At 70.1% G+C, this 22,431-nt stretch carries 21 protein-coding genes; 16 read left to right on the forward strand and 5 right to left on the reverse strand.

Annotated elements, in window-relative coordinates; genetic code table 11:
• Positions 1–2: 2 nt before the first annotated feature.
• A complete protein-coding gene (locus ACWXWW_RS05240) occupies positions 3–401 on the reverse strand; it encodes a pyridoxine 5'-phosphate oxidase C-terminal domain-containing protein (protein ID WP_455969147.1) in 399 nt (132 codons plus the stop codon).
• On the opposite strand from ACWXWW_RS05240, the gene ACWXWW_RS05245 reads away from it, so the two are divergent.
• Positions 394–1,434, forward strand: coding sequence for an aldo/keto reductase (locus ACWXWW_RS05245; protein WP_455969149.1), 1,041 nt, complete (start codon positions 394–396; stop codon positions 1,432–1,434). The two genes, ACWXWW_RS05240 and ACWXWW_RS05245, sit on opposite strands and share 8 nt — an antisense overlap.
• A 7-nt stretch (positions 1,435–1,441) precedes the next feature.
• Here ACWXWW_RS05245 and ACWXWW_RS05250 read toward each other — a convergent pair whose 3' ends face one another.
• Positions 1,442–2,437 carry a LacI family DNA-binding transcriptional regulator gene (locus tag ACWXWW_RS05250; protein ID WP_324012851.1) on the reverse strand — a complete coding sequence of 332 codons (996 nt, stop codon included), beginning with the start codon at positions 2,435–2,437 and terminating at the stop codon, positions 1,442–1,444.
• A 117-nt stretch (positions 2,438–2,554) separates the two neighbouring features.
• Here ACWXWW_RS05250 and ACWXWW_RS05255 point away from each other — a divergent pair, with 117 nt between their 5' ends.
• From ACWXWW_RS05255 to ACWXWW_RS05295, 9 genes are all read left to right on the forward strand, one after another.
• A complete protein-coding gene (locus tag ACWXWW_RS05255) occupies positions 2,555–3,685 on the forward strand; it encodes a Gfo/Idh/MocA family protein (RefSeq protein ID WP_455969150.1) in 1,131 nt (376 codons plus the stop codon).
• Entirely contained in the window at positions 3,682–4,410 is a 729-nt protein-coding gene (locus tag ACWXWW_RS05260; protein WP_455969152.1) for a cupin domain-containing protein, read from the forward strand. Before ACWXWW_RS05255 ends, ACWXWW_RS05260 begins: the two co-directional genes overlap by 4 nt.
• Positions 4,407–5,495 carry a Gfo/Idh/MocA family protein gene (locus ACWXWW_RS05265; protein ID WP_324012846.1) on the forward strand — a complete coding sequence of 363 codons (1,089 nt, stop codon included), beginning with the start codon at positions 4,407–4,409 and terminating at the stop codon, positions 5,493–5,495. The genes ACWXWW_RS05260 and ACWXWW_RS05265 overlap by 4 nt, the downstream gene beginning before the upstream one ends.
• A gap of 44 nt (positions 5,496–5,539) precedes the next feature.
• A complete protein-coding gene (locus ACWXWW_RS05270) occupies positions 5,540–6,568 on the forward strand; it encodes an ABC transporter permease (protein WP_271173483.1) in 1,029 nt (342 codons plus the stop codon).
• Positions 6,562–7,491 (forward strand): carbohydrate ABC transporter permease, encoded by a 930-nt coding sequence (locus ACWXWW_RS05275; RefSeq protein ID WP_416383278.1) that lies wholly within the window; start codon positions 6,562–6,564, stop codon positions 7,489–7,491. The genes ACWXWW_RS05270 and ACWXWW_RS05275 overlap by 7 nt, the downstream gene beginning before the upstream one ends.
• 44 nt (positions 7,492–7,535) lie before the next feature.
• Positions 7,536–9,203, forward strand: coding sequence for an ABC transporter substrate-binding protein (locus ACWXWW_RS05280; RefSeq protein WP_455969153.1), 1,668 nt, complete (start codon positions 7,536–7,538; stop codon positions 9,201–9,203).
• A 62-nt stretch (positions 9,204–9,265) separates the two neighbouring features.
• On the forward strand, positions 9,266–9,970 hold the full coding sequence (locus tag ACWXWW_RS05285; protein WP_271173486.1) for a hypothetical protein: 705 nt from the start codon (positions 9,266–9,268) through the stop codon (positions 9,968–9,970).
• Positions 9,963–12,062, forward strand: coding sequence for a beta-galactosidase (locus ACWXWW_RS05290; protein ID WP_455969155.1), 2,100 nt, complete (start codon positions 9,963–9,965; stop codon positions 12,060–12,062). Before ACWXWW_RS05285 ends, ACWXWW_RS05290 begins: the two co-directional genes overlap by 8 nt.
• Positions 12,063–12,104: 42 nt before the next feature.
• A complete protein-coding gene (locus ACWXWW_RS05295; RefSeq protein WP_455969156.1) occupies positions 12,105–13,799 on the forward strand; it encodes a CBM35 domain-containing protein in 1,695 nt (564 codons plus the stop codon).
• A gap of 58 nt (positions 13,800–13,857) precedes the next feature.
• Here ACWXWW_RS05295 and ACWXWW_RS05300 read toward each other — a convergent pair whose 3' ends face one another.
• Positions 13,858–14,433: an HdeD family acid-resistance protein gene (locus ACWXWW_RS05300; RefSeq protein WP_271173489.1), complete on the reverse strand. Its 576-nt coding sequence runs from the start codon at positions 14,431–14,433 to the stop codon at positions 13,858–13,860.
• A gap of 123 nt (positions 14,434–14,556) precedes the next feature.
• On the reverse strand, positions 14,557–15,315 hold the full coding sequence (locus ACWXWW_RS05305; protein ID WP_455969158.1) for a MerR family transcriptional regulator: 759 nt from the start codon (positions 15,313–15,315) through the stop codon (positions 14,557–14,559).
• Between the two features lie 177 nt (positions 15,316–15,492).
• Between ACWXWW_RS05305 and ACWXWW_RS05310 the strand changes: the two genes are divergently transcribed.
• Both ACWXWW_RS05310 and ACWXWW_RS05315 read left to right on the forward strand, forming a co-directional pair.
• Positions 15,493–16,386, forward strand: a complete 894-nt coding sequence (locus tag ACWXWW_RS05310) for a DUF4097 family beta strand repeat-containing protein (protein ID WP_282979325.1) — start codon at positions 15,493–15,495, stop codon at positions 16,384–16,386.
• Positions 16,386–16,994, forward strand: a complete 609-nt coding sequence (locus tag ACWXWW_RS05315; RefSeq protein WP_271173492.1) for a PadR family transcriptional regulator — start codon at positions 16,386–16,388, stop codon at positions 16,992–16,994. The genes ACWXWW_RS05310 and ACWXWW_RS05315 overlap by 1 nt, the downstream gene beginning before the upstream one ends.
• A gap of 3 nt (positions 16,995–16,997) precedes the next feature.
• Here ACWXWW_RS05315 and ACWXWW_RS05320 read toward each other — a convergent pair whose 3' ends face one another.
• Positions 16,998–17,549, reverse strand: coding sequence for a universal stress protein (locus ACWXWW_RS05320; protein ID WP_455969160.1), 552 nt, complete (start codon positions 17,547–17,549; stop codon positions 16,998–17,000).
• A 154-nt stretch (positions 17,550–17,703) separates the two neighbouring features.
• Between ACWXWW_RS05320 and ACWXWW_RS05325 the strand changes: the two genes are divergently transcribed.
• The 4 genes from ACWXWW_RS05325 (at position 17,704) to ACWXWW_RS05340 (ending at position 22,214) form a co-directional block, all read left to right on the forward strand.
• Positions 17,704–17,892 carry a DUF3073 domain-containing protein gene (locus ACWXWW_RS05325; RefSeq protein WP_282979377.1) on the forward strand — a complete coding sequence of 63 codons (189 nt, stop codon included), beginning with the start codon at positions 17,704–17,706 and terminating at the stop codon, positions 17,890–17,892.
• 111 nt (positions 17,893–18,003) lie between these two features.
• Positions 18,004–18,399 carry a fluoride efflux transporter FluC gene (locus tag ACWXWW_RS05330; RefSeq protein ID WP_455969162.1) on the forward strand — a complete coding sequence of 132 codons (396 nt, stop codon included), beginning with the start codon at positions 18,004–18,006 and terminating at the stop codon, positions 18,397–18,399.
• Positions 18,396–18,761, forward strand: a complete 366-nt coding sequence (locus ACWXWW_RS05335; RefSeq protein ID WP_271173495.1) for a fluoride efflux transporter FluC — start codon at positions 18,396–18,398, stop codon at positions 18,759–18,761. The genes ACWXWW_RS05330 and ACWXWW_RS05335 overlap by 4 nt, the downstream gene beginning before the upstream one ends.
• A 120-nt stretch (positions 18,762–18,881) precedes the next feature.
• Entirely contained in the window at positions 18,882–22,214 is a 3,333-nt protein-coding gene (locus ACWXWW_RS05340; RefSeq protein ID WP_455969164.1) for an efflux RND transporter permease subunit, read from the forward strand.
• The last annotated feature ends 217 nt before the right edge of the window (positions 22,215–22,431 follow it).

A 22,431-nucleotide genomic window follows, 5' to 3' on the forward strand; every position in this document is an offset into this window, starting at 1 on the left:
GTTCACGCGCGTTCGCGCCGCCATCCGCCGGCGTCGCGCAGGTACACGACGCGCACGTGGTCGCGATCGTGCGCGGCCTGGAAGAACTCGACGCGATCCGGGCGGATGGCCCACGCCTGCCAGTCGGGATCGACTGCAGCCCCCGCGGTCGGGCGCGCGAGCCAGTCAGCCGCCGATCCGTCTGCGGAGAGCGCGACGGCCTCACCCGACACCTCGACCTGACGGCCGAGCGCCCGCCAGAACACGTGCGCTCCGACGACCGGGCGCTGCGCGAGATGACGGCCCTTCCGCGAGCTGCGTCGGCCCGCGAAGTGCACGCCGCGCCCGCGGTAGCATCGCCCTGCCGGCGTCCTCGTCTGACGCACCATCCCATCCGCCTCGCAGAGGAGCGCCATGCCCATCGCCGCCGACGACCCCCGCCTGCACGCGCCGCACGTCGCCTCGGCATCGCGTTACGACGACGTGCCGTTCCTCCGCGCCGGCGCGAGCGGGGTGAGGCTGCCGCGCGTCTCGCTCGGCCTGTGGCAGAACTTCGGGCGTGACCGCTCGATCGAGAGCCAGCGCGAGATCCTCCTGCACGCCTTCGATCGGGGCGTCGTGCACATCGACCTCGCGAACAACTACGGGCCGCCCTACGGCGCCGCCGAGTCGACCTTCGGCACGGTGCTCGACTCCGACCTGCGGCGCTACCGCGACGAGCTCTTCGTCACGAGCAAGGCCGGCTACGACATGTGGCCGGGGCCCTACGGCGACGGCGGCTCGCGCAAGTACCTCATGCGTTCGCTCGAGCAGAGCCTGACGCGCATGCGCACCGACTACGTCGACGTCTTCTACTCGCACCGCGTCGACCCTGAGACGCCCATCGAGGAGACGATGCAGGCGCTCGTCGACATCGTGCGCAGCGGCAAGGCGCTCTACGTGGGCATCTCGAACTACCCCGCGCCGCTCGCGCGGCGCGCCCACGAGCTGCTCGCCGGAGAGGGCGTGCGGCTCCTCCTCCACCAGCCGCGGTACTCGCTCTTCGACCGCACGCCGGAAGCCGAGCTCTTCCCGCTCCTGCGCGAGCTGCAGGTCGGCAGCGCCGTGTTCTCGCCGCTCGCGCAGGGTCTGCTGACCGGCAAGTACATCGACGGCGTCGTCCCCGCCGACTCTCGCGCGGCGGGGAGCTTCTTCCTGAACGAGTCGGCGATCACCGACGACTACCTTCGGCGCATCCGGGGGATCGACGCGATCGCGCGGGAAGCCGGTGTGTCGATCCCGCAGCTCGCGATCGCCTGGGTGCTGCGCGATCCCGTCGTGACGACGGCGATCATCGGAGCCTCGCGTCCGGCTCAGGTCGACGATGCGATCGCGGCGAGCCGCCTCGAGCTCTCGACCGACGCGATCGAGGCCCTCGAGGAGTTCGCGGCGCCGAGCGGCGCCGCCACCGCCTGAGGCGCGCTCAGCGCGCGCGGGGCGGCGCGACCGACTCCCGCCAGACGACGCGCTGCAGCACGGCCTCCTGCTCGGGCGGCGTCTCACCGCGGATCGCCGCGATCAGGCGGCGCATGGAGTCGGTGCCGAGCCGCTGACGGTCCTGGAACACCGTCGTGAGCGACGGGATGAAGTGCGCGCTCATCGTGAGGTCGTCCCATCCGGTGACGCTCACATCGCCCGGCACCGACCATCCGCGCGACACAGCCGCCCGGATCGCGCCGGCTGCGAGGACGTCGTTCGCCGCGAGGATCGCCAGCGGCGGGGCGTCGTCGGGCAGCTCGCTCACGCATCGGTTCGCGGTGATCCCGCTCCAGTCGCCGCCGACGACGCCGAGCGACTCCACGCCGAGCCGGTCGATCGTCGCGAGATAGGCGTCGCGTCGGGCGACGGCGGCGGGGAAGTCGGAGGGGCCGGCGACGTGGAGGAAGCGGCGATGCCCGAGCTGGACCAGTCGCTCCATCATCTCGACGACCGGGCGGGCGTCGCTGAACGCCCCCGTCGCGTGCATCTCCTCGTCGAACTCGGAGAGCGAGAGGAAGACCGGCGCTGCGGCGTCGGACGCGACGCGCGGCGTCCGCATGGGGCTGAAGGAGAGGACGCCCTCGTACTCGGTCGAGTCGATGAGCGACGCGAGCTCGCCCTCTCGCTCCTCGGGTGAGCGGGAGAGGCTGAGGACCTCCACGACGTAGCCGGCATCGCGGGCGGTCGAGACGGCGCCCTCGAGGACGGGGAAGAGATTGAGACCTGTCACCGGGATGACGACCGCGATGCGGCCGGTGCGCTGAGTGCGCATCGATCGCGCTGCCAGGTTGGGGCGGTAGTTCAGGTCGGCAGCCGCCTTCAGGACCCGCTCGCGGGTCGCCTCCGAGATGCCGCTGCGCCCCGTGAACACGAACGACACCGTCGACTGCGACACCCCCGCTCGTCGCGCGACGTCGTGGCTGGTCGGGCGCTTCGCCATCCCTCGATCCCCCATCTTCGACATCCTGCCCCGAAAAACCTCTTGACCGAGCGGACGCGATGTGTCCATACTACCTACTACGTCTTAGTAATACGTAGTAGAACTTGCGAGGAAGCAATGCTCAGAATCGGGATCATCGGCACGGGCAGCATCGCGAGTGCCCATATCAGCGGGTATCTCGCGTTCCCGGAGGAGTGCGAGATCGTCGCGCTCGCCGACGTGATGCCCGGGAAGGCCGCGCAGAAGGCGGCGGAGTTCGGGCTGACCGATGCCGTGGGGTACGACGATCCTCTTCGCATGATCGCCGAGGCGGGACTCGACCTCGTGAGCATCGCGACGCCGCCGTCGACGCACGCGGCCCTGTCAATCGCGGCCCTCGACGGGGGCGTGAACGTGCTCGTGGAGAAGCCGATGGCGCCGTCTCTCGAGGAGTGCGACGCGATGCTCGCGGCGCAGGAGCGCTCGGGCAAGCTGCTGTCGGTCGTGGCTCAGAACCGGTTCCGCGACGACCTCGCGACCCTGAAGGAGGTCGTGGAGTCGGGCCTGCTCGGCACGATCTCGCATGTGCGTGTGGATTCGGCGTGGTGGCGCGGTCTTCCGTACTACGACCTCTGGTGGCGGGGCACGTGGGAGAAGGAGGGCGGCGGCTGCACCCTCAACCACGCGATCCACCACATCGATCTGCTGCTGTGGCTCCTCGGTCGTCCGACCGAGATCACCGCGATGCTCGCGAACGCGCAGCACGACAACAGCGAGGTCGAGGATCTCTCGGTCGCCGTGTTCCGCTATGAGCGGGGCCTGGCGCAGCTGACGAGCTCCGTCGTGCACCACGGCGAGGAGCAGGAGATCGTCATCCAGGGCGAGAAGGCGCGGGTCTCGCAGCCGTGGAAGGTGATCGCGGAGCGCGCGGATGGCGGCGGCTTCCCCGCGAAGGGCGGCGACGCCGATCTGGTCGCCGAGATCGAGGCGGTCGCGGCGGCGAAGGAGCCCCTGGGGCACTACGGGCACGAGGGGCAGATCGGGGATCTGCTCGGCGCGATCCGCGACGGGCGCGCGCCGATCGCGGATGGGCGGGATGGTCGCAACGCGATCGAGGTCGTCACGGCGATCTACAAGGCGGGCATCGAGCGCGCGTTCGTCGAGCTGCCCCTCAAGGCCGACGACCCCTATTACCGTGCCGGCCAGCTCGTCGAGCACGCTCCGCACTTCTACGAGAAGCAGGCGTCCCTCGTCGAGGCGGCGTCATGAGCGCCTCCTCGTTCCCGGGCGGCACCTCGCTGTCGCACCTCGACATCTACGACGGCGCGGCGCCCGACGGCATCTGCGGCGGCAGCCCGCACATGCATCTCGTGTCGACCGAGGCGTACCTCGTGGTCGAGGGGCGCGGCGCGCTGCAGACGATCGACGGCGACGGTTTCCGCGAGACGGACCTCGAGCCCGGGTCCGTCGTGTGGTTCACCCCCGGCACCATCCACCGCGCGGTGAACCGCGGAGGGCTGAAGGTGCTCGTGCTGATGAGCAACGCGGGTCTTCCCGAGGCGGGCGACGCCGTGATGACGTTTCCCGCCGAGATCGTCGGGAACGCCGACGCATACGCCGAGGCGGCGTCGCTGGGCGAGGCGGAGGGGCGCGCCGAGCGCGCCGCCCGTCGCCGCGATCTCGCGGTGACCGGGTTCGAGGTGCTGCGCGACGCGGTCGTCGCGGGCGACCGCCGGCCCCTCGAAGACTTCCATGCGGCGGCCGGTGCACTCGTCCTGCATCGCGCCGCCGCATGGGGGCAGCTCGTGCGCGAGCGGCCGCTGGCCCAGGCGGAGCGCTCCCTCGCGCTCACCGAGGCGATCGCGCGGGGCGACGTCGCCCACCTGCGCGAGGCCCGGGTGCACGAGGCGTCCTCGCCCGCGGGCGAGCGCGCCTTCGGAATGTGCGGACGGATCCGCGCCTACGACGTGACAGACCAGGAGAACCCCCGATGAGCCATCCGTACACCTTCGACCCGCTTCCGCAGCCCGCCGTCGCGCCGGGGGAGTTCGCCTTCGCGGCCGTCGGCCTCGACCACGGTCACATCTTCGGGATGACCGACGGACTCCTCGGCGCCGGCGCGACGGTGACGTGGGTCTTCGACGAGAACCCCGAGCGCGCCGCCGCGTTCGCCGAGAAGTACCCGACGGCCCGCATCGCCTCCAGCGAGCAGCAGGTTCTCGATGACCCCGACGTGCGGCTCGTCGCGACCGCGGCGATCGCCTCCGAGCGTGCTCCCATCGGGTTGCGCGCCATCGAGGCAGGCAAGCACGCCTTCGTCGACAAGGCTCCGCTCACCACCTTCGCGCAGCTCGAGGCCGTCCGCGAGGCGACCGCGCGCACGGGCCTCAAGTACGCCGTCTACTACGGCGAGCGCGTGCACTCGGAGGCCGCGATCCTCGCCGACCAGCTCATCCAGCGCGGGGCGATCGGGCGGGTCCTGCAGGTGGTGTGCTTCGGCCCGCACCGCATCGGAGGAGGCCGGCCCGACTGGTTCTACGACCCGGCCCAGTACGGCGGCATCCTCTGCGACATCGGCAGTCACAACTTCGACCAGATCCTCCACTACACCGGCGCGGCGGACGGCCGCGTGTCGACCTCGACGATCGCGAACTACGCGCACCCCGAGACCCCGGGCCTCCAGGACTTCGGCGACGCGCACGTCATCCTCGACAACGGCGCCACGGGGTACGTCCGCGTGGACTGGTTCACACCGGATGGCCTGGGCGTGTTCGGCGACGGACGCACCCTCCTGCTCGGCACCGACGGGTACATCGAGCTGCGCAAGTACATCGACATCACCACCGACAACGGCGGCGGCCAGGTGCTCCTCGTCAACCAGGAGGGGCAGTACCGCTTCAACGCGAACGGCATGACCGGGTTCCCGTACTTCGGGCAGCTCATCCGCGACTGCATCGACGGCACCGAGACCGCCATGAGCCAGGCGCACGCGCTGAAGGCGGCCGAGCTCAGCCTGCAGGCGCAGGCCGACGCGACCGTCCTCACCTCGCCGTCCGAGGCCATCCTGCTCACTCCCTAGCGGCGACCCGTTCGCCTGAGAACCACGAGGATGTGGAGTTCCGAATGACGCAATCCGTTGACGCGCCCCTGCGGCTCGGGGATGCCCCGCCCGCAGGGGGCGCGACGCGCCTCATCACGACAGCGCGCGCGAAGCGGCGGCTGTTCCGGCGCGATCGCACGCCGCGCGCGAAGCAGACGTGGCGGCGCGCTCTCGCCCGCGACTGGCGCCTCTACACGTTCCTGATCGCACCGGTGATCTTCCTGCTCATCTTCCGGTACGTGCCGATGCTCGGCAACGTGATCGCGTTCCGACGATTCCGCCCCGGCGGCTCGATCTTCGGCGACGAGTGGGTCGGCTTCTACTACTTCGAGGCGTTCATCTCGAACCAGCAGTTCTGGACCGTGTTCTGGAACACGGTGATCCTCGGAGCGCTCACGCTGCTGATCACCTTCCCGCTGCCGATCGTCCTCGCGCTCATGCTCAACGAGCTGCGATCGCGGCGGTTCAAGCGGATCGTCCAGACCATCTCGTACCTCCCGCACTTCATGTCGATTGTCATCGTCGCGGGTCTCGTGCTCCAGCTCACCGCGCTCAACGGCACGATCAACCAGGTCGTCGAGGCGATGGGCGGCGACCCCGTGCCGTTCATGCAGCGGCCCGAGTGGTTCCGCTCGATCTACGTCTCGTCGGAGGTGTGGCAGACCGTCGGATGGGGGACCATCCTCTACCTCGCGGCCCTCACGACGATCGACGATCAGCTGTACGAGGCCGCCCGCATCGACGGCGCGAACCGCTGGCAGCAGACCTGGCACATCACGCTGCCCGGCATCCAGCCGACCATGATGGTGCTCCTCATCCTCAACATCGGCTCGTTCATGGCGGTCGGATTCGAGAAGGTGCTGCTCCTGCAGAACCCCCTCATCTACTCGACGGCCGACGTGATCTCGACCTACCTCTACCGCGTCGGCATCCAGTCGGCCCAGTTCTCGTACGGAACCGCGATCGGCCTCTTCGAGGCGGTCATCGGCCTCGTGCTCGTGCTCGGCGCGAACGCCCTCTCTCGTCGAATGGTGGGTACCTCGCTGTGGTGACCGAAGCCCTTCCCCAGAAGCCCGACATCGCGCACGTCCGCCGGGAGACCGGCATCATCCGCGAGTCGCTCGGGTACCGCGTGTTCCGCGTGGTCAACGCGATCGCCCTCGTGCTCGTGTGCGCCGTCACGCTCTACCCGTTCATCAACCTCGTCGCGAAGGCGTTCTCGTCCGAGGGGTACATCGCGGCCGGCGAGGTGAACCTCATCCCGCGCGGCTTCAACATCGACACGTTCCGCGTGGTCATGAGCGATGAGATGTTCTGGACGAACTACGGGAACACGTTCCTGTACACGATCGTCGGCACGATCATCGCGATGGCGATCACCACGACGTACGCGTATGCGCTCAGCAAGCCGTACCTCAAGGGGCGCACGTTCTTCGTGGGCATCGCGGTCTTCACGATGTTCTTCGGCGGCGGGCTCATCCCGAACTACATCCTGATCGCCAACTACCTCGGCTGGCGCAACAGCATCTGGGCCGTCGTCGTTCCGGGAGCGCTGAGCGTCTTCAACCTGCTCGTCATGAAGTCGTTCTTCGAGAACTTCCCCGAGGAGCTCGAGGAGGCCGCCGCGATCGACGGGCTCACGACGTACGGCATCTTCTTCCGGATCGTGCTGCCGCTGTCGAAGGCCGTGCTCGCGACGATGACGCTGTTCTACGCCGTGAGCATCTGGAACTCGTGGTTCAGCGCCTTCCTCTTCATGGATGACAAGTCGCTCTTCCCCGTGACCATCTACCTGCGCAACCTCATCGCCGCGGCGACGGGCGCGCAGGAGGCCGTGGGCGGCGAGGCCGCGCAGATCGCCTCGAACATCCAGGCCGTGACGATGCTGCTCACCGTCCTGCCCATCATCTGCTTCTACCCCTTCATCCAGCGCTACTTCGTCTCGGGCGTGATGCTCGGGTCGGTCAAGGGCTGATTCCCCCACGTCGAACGACGACGTTCACCTAGAGGAGAAACACAATGAGAATCACTCGCCACACCCTCGTCGGTGCTGCGGGCCTCGCCGCCGTCGCGGTCGCGCTGTCCGCCTGCTCCGCCACGCCGAGCGAGGAGGCCGTCGGAGACGACGGCGTCACGATCGACGAGGCGCACTCCGTGGGCGCCATGGAGGACTTCGAGGCCGGTGTCACCTTCAAGGCGACCGAGCCCGTGAACTTCTCCCTCATGTACCGGGATCACCCGAACTACCCGGTGAAGGACGACTGGTCGGTCTTCCAGCACCTCGAGGAGGACCACAACGTCACGTTCTCCCGCACCGACATCCCGATGGCCGACTACGACCAGAAGAAGTCCCTGCTCATCGGCAGCGGCGAGGCGACCGACATCATCTCGTCGACGTACGCCGGCACGGAGACGCAGTTCGTCTCCGGCGGAGCGATCCTCCCTGTCTCGGACTACTTCGACTACATGCCGAACTTCCAGCAGAAGATCGAGGACTGGGGTCTGGAGGAGGACCTGCAGAACCGTCGTCAGGAGGACGGGAAGATCTATCACCTCCCTGGCCTTCGCGAGGTGCCGGACGTCCAGTACTCGGTCGTCATCCGCGAGGACCTCTGGGAGAAGGCGGGCATCACGGAGGACCCGGCGACCTGGGACGAGTACCTCGAGCAGCTCGAGCAGGTCAAGGAGGCCAACCCCGAGCTCGACTACGCGATGTCGGACCGGTGGACCGACGCCACGCCTCTCGGCTCGCTCCTGAGCGTCATGGCTCCCAACTACGACACCGCAGCCGGATGGGGATACGCGAACACCTGGTACGACGAGGAGGCCGGGGAGTACGTGTTCACCGGCACGTCCGATGAGTACAGGGAGCTCGTGGCGGACGCCGCCGCGCTTGTCGAGGCGAGCGTCCTCGACCCCGAGATCACCCAGAGCGACGACCAGGCCGTGCAGAAGTTCATCTCGGGCAAGTCCGCCGCGATCTCGGGCAACACCCAGGTGATCGCGGAGTACCGCCAGAAGTTCGCCGACTCGGGGCAGGGCGACGTCCCGATCCGCCTCATCTCCATCCCGGGCGGCCCCGCCGGCGACAACCTCCCGAGCGGCCGATTCACGTCGGGCATCCTCATCTCGAGCGAGGCCGCCGAGAAGCCGTACTTCAAGGCGCTCCTGCAGTTCGTCGACTGGCTGTACTACTCCGACGAGGGGCTCGAGTTCGCGCAGTGGGGCGTCGAGGGCGAGACGTTCACGCACGAGGCGGATGGCACGCGCAAGCTCATGGACGACATCGCCTGGAGCTCCATCAACGCGGGCGCCCCCAAGCTGCTGAACGCCGACTACGGCTACAGCAACGGCGTCTTCCTGCTCGCCAACGGCTCATCCGAGGAGCTCGTGCTCTCGATGATGACCGACGAGATCGCCGAGTGGACCGCGCAGCAGCTCGAGAAGAAGGAGCAGCTGCCGACGGCTCCCGCGCCGCTGCTCAACGAGATCGAGCTCGAGCAGACCTCCCTCCTGCAGACGCAGCTCACGGACGCCGTCCACGCCGCGACCGCCTCGTTCATCACGGGGCAGCGCTCCGTCGAGGACGACTGGGACGCGTATGTGACCGAGCTCGAGGGACTGGGGTCGACGCAGCTCGTCGACACGATCAACGCGGCGCTCGAGCGCACGCAGAGCGAGGGCTGATCGGAGGCGGCCGGCCGTCCGCACCGGCCGGCCGCCTTCCCTCACGCAGAGGAGCTGAGGACATGGACACACAGAACCGCACGTCGTCGCGCGGCGACAGCGCCGACGAGATCGGCCGCGGGCCCCTCTCGCGGGGCGCGGCGGCCATCTACCGGATGATCGTGCTCGAGGCGCAGCTGCTGCTCGCCGCGCTGCCCTCGATCGTCGCGGTGATGCTGCTCGACCGCGACCCGTCGAATCTTCCCCTGTTCGTGATCGCGCTGCTCCCCGTCGCTCCCGCTCTCGTCGCCGGGGTCGCCGCGGTGAGGGTCCCTGGCACCGACCTCTCCCCGGGGCGGCACTTCTTCCGTGCGTATCGGCGTGATGCCGTCCAGACCCTTCGCTGGGCGACCCCTGCGACCGCGGCACTCGCGCTGCTCGTCTTCAACCTCATCCACCTCGACAGCGTCGACGGCGGCGGGGCGCTCCGGCCCGCCCTCGTCGTGCTGGGCACGCTGATCCTCGTGTGGGGTGGCCACATGGTCGTCCTCACCGCAGGCTTCCGCTTCCGCACGCGCGACGCCGCGCGCATCGCCGTCGTCCAGATCGCGTCGCAGTGGAGGTTCTCGCTGGGCGTCCTGTCCCTGCTGGTCGTGGCGGGGTTCCTCGTCCTCGCGGCGTCGGAGCTCCTCGTCCTGCTTCTCCTCTGGGCCTTCGCGGCCCTCCTCGCCCTCATGGCGCGCCCCGTGCTCGCCGACGTCACGAGAAGGTTCACGCGCGATGCCTGAGCGGCGCCCCCGCCCCGTCCCGAAACGCTCTGTCCTCGGCCATCCCGTCGCCCCTCCGTCGCCTGCGCGCCTGCCGCGCCTCGACCGCATCGCGTATGGCGGCGACTACTCGCCCGAGCAGTGGGACGGCGATGTCTGGGACCGCGATCACCGGGCCTTCGACGCCGCGCACATCTCGACCCTCACGGTCGGCGTCTTCACGTGGTCTCTCACCGAGCCAGAGGAGGGGCGATTCGACTTCTCGACGCTCGACGCGATCATCCGGCGCGCCGCCGACGAGGGCCGCACCGTCTGCCTCGGGACCGGCACGGGCGCCATCCCGCCGTGGATGGCGCGTGCCTACCCCAACACGACGCGCGTCGACTTCGACGGCCGTCGGCACCGCTATGGACAGCGGCACAACGCGTGCTGGAGCTCGCCGGACTTCCGACGGCTCGCCGCGCGGATGGCCGAGCGCCTCGCGGAGCGGTACGGAGACCATCCCGCCGTCGTCGCCTGGCACGTCGGCAACGAGTACGGCGGCCGCTGCTACTGCGACCTGTGCGCGGCCGAGTTCCGCCAGTGGCTGCGCCGCCGCTACGGCACGCTCGACGAGCTCAACACGGCGTGGAACACGACGTTCTGGTCGCATCGGTTCACCGACTGGGACGAGATCGAGGCGCCGAGCGCGCTGACCGAGCACTGGGGCGGAGAGGGGAAGACCGCGTTCCAGGGCATCACGCTCGACTATCGGCGGTTCTCGACCGACAACGCGATCCGACAGTTCGCCGACGAGAAGGCGGCGATCCGGGCGCACTCCGATCGCCCTGTGACGACGAACTTCATGGGGTTCTACGAGCCGCTCGACTACCACCGCTGGGCGCCCCATCTCGACTTCGCCTCCTGGGACAACTACCCGCGTCGGATGGACGAGCCGTGGGGCACCGCGCTCGCGCACGATCTCATGCGCGGGCTCAAAGACGGGGCTCCGTTCTGGCTCATGGAGCAGACGCCGTCGGTCACGGCCTCGCGCGACGTGAACCCGCAGCGGAGACCCGGCATCATGCGGCTCTGGTCCTGGCAGGCCGTCGCGCATGGCGCCGACTCCGTGCTCTTCTTCCAGATGAGGGCCTCACGCGGAGCCTGCGAGATGACGCACGGGGCGGTCCTCGATCACTCCGGGCGACTCGATACGCGCACGTTCCGCGAGGTCGCCGCACTGGGCGGCGAGCTCGCCTCGGTCGGCGACGCCCTGCTCGGCGCGCGGACCAGCGCGCGCTGCGCGATCGTCGTCGACTGGGAGTCCTGGTGGGCGGTCGAGATGGCGGATGGTCCCAATCGCCTGCTGAGGTACCTTCCGACGGTCACGGAGTGGGCGCGCCCCTTCTGGGAGGCCGGCGCGCAGCTCGACGTGGTGCCGCCGACCGCCGACCTCGGCGCCTACGACGTCGTCGCGGCGCCCCTGCTCCATCTCGTCGCGGGCGACACAGCCGAGCGGCTGCACGCGGTCGCCGAGCGAGGCGGAACGGTGATCATCGGCTGCCTGTCGGGGCGAGCCGACGAGGACGATCTGCGCTTCCTGGGCGACGTCCCCGGACCGCTTGCGCGGATGGCCGGAGTGCGGGTCGCCGAGACCGATGCCGCCGAGCCGGCGGTGGCGAATCCCGTGCGGTTCTCGGACGGGGCGACGGCGAGGGGCCGGATGGTGTTCGAGGTCCTCGTGCCGGAGGGCGCGGAGGTGATGGCGCGATACGGCGCCGACTACTACGCCGGAGAGCCCGCGGTGACGCGGAACGTCATCCGGGGCCCCGAAGGCGAGGGCCACGTCTGGTACGTGGGGAGCGTCCTCGACGAGGAGGGGATGACCCAGGTCGCGCGGTCGGCGATCGAGCGCCACGGGCTCGCCGGCCCCTACGCCGGTGTCCCTGGTCTCGAGTTCGCGACGCGCGAGGCTCCGTCGGGCGCGGTCATCGACTTCCTGCTGCATCACGGTGCGGAGGCCGTGACGGTGCGCCTCCACGCCGACGGCACCGACCTGCTGACCGGTCGCGTGCTCCGCGAGGGGGAGGCCGTCGTGCTGAACCCCACGGACGTGATCGTCCTCCGCCGCTGACGCGGTGCTGCCCGCACCACTCGAGAGAAAGAGAGAATGCCCATGGCAACGACGCCATCCTCCGACGGCATCAGCCGACGCACCGTCCTGGCGGGCGGTGTCGCCGCCGTGCCCATCGTGCTCGGCCTCGCGGCCGGGCCTGCGCACGGCGCGGCCCCCGCCGTCCGGCCCCGTTCCCTCGTGATCCAGCCGACGCAGCGCCGACAGGTGATCCGCGGCTTCGGCGGCATGACCCACGCGGGGTGGATCGGCGAGCTGACGCCGAGCCAGTGCGCGACCGCCTTCGGCAACGGCGTCGACGATCTCGGGTTCACGATCCTCCGGATCCCCGTCCCCGAGGACTCGGCCAATTGGGCGCGCGATCTCGCCTCGGCGCAGGCGGCGGTCGCGAAGGGCGCGCTCGTGTTCGCGTCGCCGTGGAACCCTCCGGCTGACCTCGTGGAGTTCTTCGAGCGCGTGGACGACGTGCCGCGCGGCAGCCAGTACGAGGCCGAGGCCGCGGCGCTCGTGAATGCACACGTCGCGACGGACCTGTCCGGCTACCAGGGCGAGGGCTACGTGCAGTTCGACGGCGCGACGGGCGCGAGCGTGGAGTTCAGCGGCGTCATCATCGGGTCGTCGGGCACGAAGAACCTCGCCTTCCGCTACGCGGCGCCGACGGGCGACGTGCACGTCGACATCCACGTCGCCGGTGCGCTCGTGGCAGAGAACGTGCTCTTCCCCGCGACCGCAGCAGGACAGTGGTCGTGGAAGTCGATCCAGGCGGTCATGACGCCCGGGCAGTGGACGGTCAAGGTGGACACACGGGGCGAGGGCGGCCCTGCCCTCGACTACCTCATGGCAGCCCCCTACACGCCGCCCGCGCAGGCGCGGCGCCTCCGGCACGACGCCTATGGCGCGTACGCGGACCACCTGAACGCGTTCGTGCACTACATGCGCGACAACGGGGTGGAGCTGTACGGCATCTCGGTCCAGAACGAGCCCGACTACGCGCACGAGTGGACGTGGTGGACGACGGAGGAGATGAACCGATTCCTGCGCGACTTCGCGGGGCGCATCGACTGCCGGGTGATCGCGCCCGAGTCGTTCCAGTACGTCAAGGAGGTGTCCGACCCGATCCTGCAGGACCCGGCCGCGCTCGCGAACGTCGACATCATCGGCGCGCACCTCTACGGCACCGCCTACGAGGACTTCCCGTACCCGCTGTTCGAGGAGAAGGGCGCGGGCAAGGAGCTGTGGATGACCGAGGTCTACCACCCGAACAGCTCGAGCTCCGCGGACCTCTGGCCCGAGGCGCTCAAGGTCGCCGAGCACGTCCATCACGCGATGACCGACGCCGAGTTCCAGGCGTACGTCTGGTGGTACATCCGCCGCTTCTACGGCCCGATGCGCGAGGACGGCACGATCAGCAAGCGCGGTCGGATGCTGTCGCACTACGCGAAGTTCGTCCGCCCCGGGTTCACGCGCGTCGAGGCGCCGCGCGAGCCGCAGCCCGGCGTCCTCACCTCCGCGTACATCGGCCCGGACGGCCTTCTCGTGCTCGTCGCGGTCAACATGTCGGAGTCGGCGGCGAACCCGTCACTCGCGGTGCAGGGGCGACGCGTGCGCAGTGCGCGATCGTGGCTGACCGACGCCACGCGCGACCTCGAGGAGCAGCCGGTGATCACGAGGAAGGCGGGCGGCTTCGTCGCGACCCTTCCGCCGCAGAGCGTGACGACCTTCGTCATCCACTCCTGACACGACGAAGCGCCGGCCGCTCGAGAGCGCGGCCGGCGCTTCGTGTGTCGCGACGCGCTCAGCGCTCGAGCGTCGCCGCGCGGACGATCTGGATCACGCCGAAGACGAGCAGCGAGGCGCCGATGAAGAGCCAGAGCCACACGGCGGCGAGCATCGGCGAGACGAGCAGCACGATGCCCGCGAGGATGCTGACGATCGCGTACGCGATCGTCCAGCCCTTCGAGCGGACGACCGGGCTGAACGGGTCCTTGGGGCCGCCGAGCGCGAACAGGGTGACGACGCCCTCGAAGATCCACGCGATGCCGAGGAACGTCGAGACGAAGACGCCGAGGAGGGCCGTCGTCGACGCGAGGTTCGAGAAGGCGACGATCGAGGCGACCACGAAGAGGACGCCGAGGAGCGCCAGGCCGACTCTCAGCCATCCGCTCAGCCCCTTCGAGACGACCGCGAGCGCGATGTCGATGATGCCAGCGACGAGGGTGTAGATCGCGATGAGAACCGTGACGGCGACGGCCGACTTGAACGGCCAGATGACGATCACGAGGCCCGCGATGAGCGAGATGACGCCCGTGACGATGGCGATCGTGCGCAGGGTGCGGGCGAGTCCGATGGGCTGGTGCTGGGTGTCCGTCACGGTTCCTCCTGGTGTGCGCCGATTCTCCGACTGCCTCGACGCTATCGCGCCGGCCGCGCGAAGTGCAGGAGCGCCCCGTGTCTCAGGGACACGGGGCGCTCTCTGGCATGTGCTGGCGCGCGATCACAGATGCGCGTCGGCGTAGACCGTCAGCGCGTCGCGCACGAACGTCGCGCCGGCCGTGCCGCCGTAGTTCGCGGCGAACCGGTCGTCGGCCACGTACATCTCGGCGAGACCGAGCACGTAGGCCTTGACGTCGCCGCCGGGCGCGGCCGCGGGGGTGCCGGGGATGCCGGTCAGCCACTCCACGTGGCGCTGCGCCAGAGCCTGTGCGTCGTCGGACGCGGGATCGACGCCGGCCTCGGCGGCCGCCGTCCAGTCGCGCGCGAGCTGCGACGTGCGCTCGCCCCAGGCGCTGCGCTCCGCATCGCTCATCCCGCGCCACCAGGCGTCGCCCCGCGCGTACGCGTCGCGACCCCAGCGCTGCTCGACCTCGTCCTTGTACTGCGTGTGGTCGAAGCCGTCGAACATGTCCTCTGCCATGAGCTCCTTCCCCTCCTTCAGGGATCCGATGGTCGACGTCACCGCGCGGATCTGCCGCTCGAGTCGACCCTTCTCTTCCTCCAGCCACGCCAGATGCGTCTCGAGCGCGCGGGCCGGGCTCGTCTCGCGAGCCAGCACGTCGCCGATCTGCGGCAGGCCGAGCCCGAGCTCGCGCAGCAGCAGGATGCGCTGCAGGCGGACCAGGGCCGACTCGTCGTAGTAGCGGTAGCCGTTGTGGCCGACGCGCGACGGCGGCAGCAGCCCGATGTCGTCGTAGTGACGCAGCGTGCGGCTCGTCGTGCCCGTCAGGCGGGCGATCTGCTGGATCGACCATTCCATGGCGGCTCCTCTCCTCTGTCGTGGTGGTGAGAATCACGCTAGAGGTTGACGTTGCGTCAATGTCAACCGCCGATTTCCCGAAGACGCTTGCAGATCGAGATATATCGTGTTTGACTCCTCTCAAGTCGAGATATATCTCGAGTCGGATGCCCGTGCCGGGGCAGACAGGAGCAGATCATGACAGACGAGAAGTGGGTCATCCATCCGGGGGAGACCCGCATCATCGACGTCGAGGGCGTCCGCCGCCTCAAGGTGGGCCTCATCGGCGGCCAGGTCGACATCATCGGGCACGACGAGCCGCATGCGCGGGTCGAGGTGCACGGCGTGACGGTCAAGGACCTCCGCATCGAGCTCACGGGAGACGAGCTCGAGATCGACCACCCGCAGCTGCGCTGGGACAACTTCCTCGAGGTCTTCCGCAACTTCGGCGCTGCCGGTCCGCGTGCGGAGATCAGCGTCGCCGTCCCGCGCGCGGTCGCCCTCACGCTCGGCGTCGTGAGCGCGGGCGCGCTCGTGGCGGGGCTCGAGCAGCCGGCGCGTCTGAACACCGTGTCGGGCGATGTGCTCGTCGACGGCCTGCGCGGCGATCTCGGGGCGAATGCCGTCTCGGGCGACGTGCAGGTGCGCGACCTCGAGGGCGCCTTCTCGGCCAACACCGTCTCCGGCGATGTCGCCGTCTCGGGCGCCGTGTCGCGGGTCGACGTCGACACGGTGTCGGGCACCACCTTCGTCGACGCGGTCGGACAGGTCGAGCGCGTGTCGGTCAACGGCGTGAGCGGCGCCGTGACGCTGCGCCTGGACAAGGGGTACGCCGCGAACTACGTGGCGCGCTCGGCGAGCGGCCGCGTGCGCATCGACGGCGTCGCGTATGCGTCGTCCGGGCCGGTGAGCTACACGGATTCGGTGGGCGAGCTGTCGAGCCGCTTCGTCGACGTGCGGATCAACACGGTCGCGGGCGACATCACGGTCGTGCGCCGCGAGGACGGCTCGGAGCCCGATGCGGCGGCCGAGACGGATGGCGAGGTGCAGTGGCCGGGGCAGGCGGCGGCCGGCGAGGGAGAGGCTCGCTGATGCCTCCGGTCTTCTCGCACGGCGACCTGCGCCTCTACCTCCTGAGCCTCCTCGACGAGACGCCGCGTCACGGCTACGACATCATGCAGGCGTTCGCGGAGCGCACGGGCGGCACCTACACGCCGAGCGCGGGCACGATCTACCCCCGCCTGGCGAAGCTCGAGGAGGAGGGACTCGTCACGAAGAGCGTCGACGGCCGCAAGACGATCTACGCGATCACGGATGCCGGGCGCGCCGAGGTGCGTGCGCGTGCGGCCGAACTCGACGGCATCCAGGAGGGGCTCGCCGACTCCGTCCGGATCATCGCCGACGGCGTGCGCTCGAGCGTGAGCGAGGCGATGAAGAGCCTGCGCGCCGATCTCGCGGCGGCCGCGAGCGCGACCGCGGAGACGCCGCGACCGCACCGTGGGGATGACCCGCGCGTCCGCGCGCGCGAGCAGCTGCAGCGCGCCGAGGTGCTCGTGGGCGAGTTCCGCGGCCGCATCCGGGCTGACCTGCGCACGCACGTGGCGCGCGGGGGCGAGCTCGCGTCATCCGTCGTCGACGACCTCGGCCGTGCTCTCGAGGACGCAGCTGCTGCGCTCGAGCGCGCGCTCGGCGGCCGCTGAGGCCTACTCCTCGAGCGGCCAGTCCTCGTCGTCCGCGAGCGGCTCGCCCACGGGCACCACGAGGATGTTGCGGTGCTGCCGGTGCGACAGGCGCGCGGCGACCGATCCGGTGAAGAACTCCCGGATCGAGTCGCCGATGCCGCGCTTGCGCGTGCCGACGACGATCAGGCGCGCGTCGATCTTCTCGGCGAAGTGCTTGAGGGCGAGCGCCGGGTCGCCGACGAGCTGGCGGACCGTCCAGCGGACGTCCTTGCCGGCGAGATTCTCCTCGGCTGCTCGGCGGACGGCCTCGAGCTCCTCGGCGCCGGCGTCGATGTGGATGTCGACGGGCGCGGTCTGCACGAATCCGTCCGGATCCTCGTAGGTCACGAAGCGCGTCACGTCGACGTGGGCCACGACGAGCGGCGCGTGCAGAAGGGCCGCATAGCGGGCCGCCTCCTTCATCACACGGGGTGCCTGGCCCGGGATCGCGCCCACGATGACGGCCCCGTGCAGGGACTCGTCGGCTGTCGCGTCGGGTGCCTCGTCGGCGGGGAAGACCTCGTTATCGCTCATGGCCCGTCCTCTCTGTGCCGCAGCCCGGCCGGTGCCCGAGGGCCGCGTGGTATCCTGGATCCTACTCTTTCCCGGCATCAGCCGGCTGTCGGAAGTTATGCATACGGGCCGGCGCATGAAGCCCGATGCTGCTCAACATAAGGGGGTCTCGCGCATGGGGCGTGGCCGTCAGAAGGCGAAGCACACAAAGCTCGCCCGCGAACTCAAGTCGTTCAGCCCGAGCGTCGATTATCGGGCCCTGGAACGCGAACTCGCGCATCCGGATGACGACCCGTACGTCGACCGCTGGGCTGACCAGTACGCCGACGAGGACGAGGACGAAGACGAGCTCGAGAAGGCCTAGCCCTTCTCAGATCATCATGGAAAGTCGCCGCGGAACACCCTCCGCGGCGACTTTCGTGTGCCTGCGCGACGGGCACCGGCGCGCGTGCCTCGAGCCGGTAGTGTCTCGCTCGTGACGCGTGCACGCATCCGCTGGGAGCTGCTGCCCCTCGTCTGCGCGGGCGGCGCGATCGGCGTCGCCGCGCGTCACGTGCTGACGGCGCTCGCCCCGGACAGCTCCGTCGTCTGGATGACGGCCGTCATCAACGTGGTCGGATCGCTCCTGCTCGGGTTCGTCGCGGGCGTATGCGGTGCGCGGCATGCACGATGGCGTGGCTTCCTCGGGACGGGCGTGCTGGGCGGCTTCACGACCTACAGCGCGTTCGCCGTTCAGGTCGCGGGCGCGACCCCTGGCCCGCAGATCGCGCTCGTGCTCGCCGGCTCGGCCCTGCTCGTGATCCTCGCGGTCGGCGCGGCGCTCGCGGGTCTCGTCGTCGGCGCGCGCGTCGCGCGCGGGGCCGCGGCGTGACCCCCGGGCTCGTCGCGCTCGTCGCCCTGGCCGGCGGGATCGGCGCCGGCCTGCGCTGGCTCGTCGACGTGCTGCTCTCGCGCGTCGTCCCACGCGGCTTCCCCTGGGCCATCCTCGCGGTGAACGTGTCGGGTTCGCTCGCGCTCGGGGTGCTCACGGGCGCCGCGCTCGGATGGCCGTGGCTCGCGATCGCGGGGACGGGGCTGCTGGGCGGCTACACGACCTTCAGCACGGTGTCGCTCGATGCGGCGGCGTTCCTCCGCGAGGGCCAGGTGCGGAAGGCGCTTCTCGACGCGCTGGGGACCCTCGCGCTCTGCGTGGCGGCCGCCGCGGCCGGTGTCGCGATCGGTGCCCTGGTCTGATCAGGATCATCCCGTAGGTGGAGGCGCCGCTGCGCGCCCCGCTGAGAGAATGACGACGCGGATACAGGACCGTATCGGTCCGTCCGCTCCCGCGCCAGGCTCCACCAACGAGAGAGATCCGTGTCGAAGCTCGCCGTCCTCAGCCTCAAGAACCGCGCCCTCATCGCGCTCATCACGATCTGCGCAGCCGTCTTCGGCGGGCTCTCGCTCACGAGCCTCAAGCAGGAGCTGATCCCGTCGATCGAGCTCCCGACGCTCGTCGTGATGACGACCTACCCCGGGGCATCGCCCGAGGTCGTGGAGTCCGATGTGTCGACGCCGATCGAGACGGCGGTGCAGGGCGTCGCGGGTCTCGAGTCGACCACGGCGACATCGACGACCGACGCGTCGATCGTGCAGGCGACGTTCGCCTACGGCTCGAACCTCGCGACGGCCGAGCAGAAGATGCAGCAGGCGATCAACCGCATCTCGAGCCAGCTGCCGGAGAACGTCGAGCCGCAGGTGCTGTCGGTCAGCATCGACGACCTGCCCGTCATCCAGGTCGCGGTCTCCGGTCTCGGCGAGGACGCGCAGGCGCAGCTCGAGAGCATCGCCATCCCCGACATCGAGGACGTCGACGGCGTCGGCTCGGCCGAGATCGTCGGAGGAACGGGCCAGCGCATCACGATCACCCCCGACGCCGAGGCGCTCGCGGCGAACGGCCTCACGCAGCAGGCGATCGCGGATGCGCTGCAGCAGAACGGCAACCTCTTCCCCGGTGGCGAGATCACAGAGGGCGACCGCACCCTCACCGTCCAGACCGGGGCGAAGATCGAGGATCTCGACACGCTGCGCGAGCTTCCGCTCGCCGCGGCCGCCGCCGCGACGGTCGACCCGACGACGGGGCAGCCGATCGTGCCGCCCGCGCTGAGGATCGACGATGTGGCCGAGGTCGAGCAGACCGATGATCCGACCACCTCGCTGTCGCGCGTGAACGGCGAGGACGCGATCTCGATCTCGATCACGAAGCTGCCGGCGGCGAACACGGTCGAGGTGTCGGAAGGCGTGCAGGCGGTCATCGACGACCTGCGCGAGACCTTCCCCGACGCCGAGTTCACGATCGTGTTCGACCAGGCGCCGTACATCGTCGAGTCGATCGAGACGCTCGCCACGGAGGGACTGCTCGGCCTCGTCTTCGCCGTGCTCGTCATCCTCGTGTTCCTGCTGTCGATCCGCTCCACGATCGTCACGGCCATCTCCATCCCGACGAGCGTGCTCGTCACGTTCATCGGCATGCAGGCCTTCGGGTACTCGCTCAACATGCTCACGCTCGGCGCGCTCACGATCTCCATCGGGCGCGTGGTCGACGACTCGATCGTGGTGATCGAGAACATCAAGCGGCACTACGTGCGCGGCGCCGAGAAGGGCGCGGCCATCCGCCTCGCCGTCCGCGAGGTCGCGGGAGCCGTCACGGCGTCGACGATCACGACGGTCGCGGTGTTCCTGCCGATCGTGTTCGTGGGCGACATGGTCGGCGAGCTCTTCCGGCCGTTCGCACTCACGGTCACGATCGCGATGAGCGCGTCGCTCCTCGTCGCGCTCACGATCGTGCCGGTGCTCGCGTACTGGTTCATGCGCCCCGGCAAGCCGCTGCTCGACGCGGACGGGCGCCCGATCGACCCCGAGCACCCCGATGCTCCGCCGTCGCGACTGCAGCGTGCGTACCTTCCGGTGCTCGGATGGACCCTCCGGCACTCGGGCATCACCCTCGTGCTCGCCGTGCTGGTGCTCGTCGGCACGGTCGCGGCCGCGCCGCTCATGAAGGTGAACTTCCTCGGCGACTCGGGTCAGAACACGATGACCATCTCGCAGGACCTCGGCGACACGGCGAGCCTCGAGGCGAAGGATGCCGCGGCTCGCCAGGTCGAGGACGCGCTCGACGGGATCGACGGCATCGAGGCCGTGCAGGCCTCGATCGGCTCGAGCGGATCCGCGCTGTCCGACGCGTTCCGCGGGGGCGGCGGCGTCACGTACTCCGTCATGACCGAGGACGGCGTCGACCAGGAGGCGCTGCGCGCCGAGGTCGAGGAGGCCCTCGACGGGCTCGAGGGAGCCGGCGAGGTCACCGTCGCCGGGTCGTCCGGATTCGGCTCGTCCGACATCGAGATCAGCGTCGAGGCGCCGACCTCCGATGCGCTCGCCGATGCCACCGCGGCGATCGTCGCCGAGCTCGAGGGGCGCGAGGGCGTCGGCACCGTGACGGACGACCTCGCATCGTCGCTGCCGTACATCGCCGTCGAGGTCGACCGCGCGGCCGCCGCCGAGGCCGGTCTCTCCGAGGCCGCCATCGGCTCGTTCGTCTCGTCCGCGATGCAGCCGCAGCAGGCGGGCACGGTCGAGTTCGGCGACACCGCGCTGACGGTGTACATCGCCGCCGAGGACCCGCCCGCGACCGTCGAGGAGCTGCGCGAGCTGGCCATCCCGACGGCCCGCGGCGTCGTGCCCCTCGAGGATCTCGCCGTGATCGAGGAGAGCGAGGGCCCCGCCTCGATCACGACGGTCGGCGGACGCCGCACGGCCACGATCACGGTGCCGCCCTCCGTCGACGACCTTGCGGTCGCGACCGGCTCGGCCTCCGCCGCGATCGCCGCGGCCGACCTGCCCGACGGCGCGACCGCCTCGGTCGGGGGAGTGGCGGAGCAGCAGGCGGAGTCGTTCGCGCAGCTCGGCCTCGCCATGCTCGCGGCCATCCTCATCGTCTACGTCGTCATGGTCGCGACGTTCAAGTCGCTGCGACAGCCCATCCTCCTCCTCGTCTCCGTCCCGTTCGCGGCGACCGGCGCCATCCTGCTGCAGGTCGTGACGGGCGTGCCCCTGGGCGTCGCCTCGCTCATCGGCGTGCTCATGCTCATCGGCATCGTCGTGACGAACGCGATCGTGCTCGTCGACCTCGTGAACCAGTACCGCGAGCGCGGGCTGTCTGCACACGACGCGACGCTCGCGGGGGCGTCGATGCGACTCCGGCCGATCCTCATGACCGCGCTCGCGACGATCTTCGCCCTCACGCCGATGGGCCTCGGGATCACCGGCCACGGCGGATTCATCTCGCAGCCGCTCGCGATCGTCGTGATCGGCGGCCTCGTCTCGTCGACCCTGCTCACGCTCATCGTGCTGCCCACGCTCTACAACCTCGTCGAGGGGGCGAAGGAGCGCCGTGCCGCCAAGCGCGCCGGCCGCGGCGGCTCGGACGGCGAAGGCACGGCCCCGGATGAGCCGACCGGCGACGGGCCGGCTGACGGCGCCACGGCGGATGGCGGTGCGCAGGCCGGTCACGGCGCGGCGGCTCCCGAGGTGCGCGCGGGGGAGCGGGTCGGTGCCCCGTTGTACGTCGCGCCGACGGCGACTCCGGCTCAGACGGCGACGATCGCGGGCGGTCTGCCGGCGGCCTCGCCGGTGCAGCACCGACCGCAGTAGGTGGGGGCAGGCGCGGGCGCGGCCGGGGCCCGCGGATTTCCGGTGTCTGGAATCGGATCGCTGGGGCTGGTGTGCGCGTGTCGGGCTCATGAGTCGACAGGGGCCCCATGAGTCCGATTCGGGGGACGGCGGGCTCGTGCCTGGAATCGGATCGCTGGGGCTGGTGTGCGCGTGTCGGGCTCATGAGTCGACAGGGGCCCCATGAGTCCGATTCGGG

The organism is Microbacterium sp. KNMS (assembly GCF_053851835.1).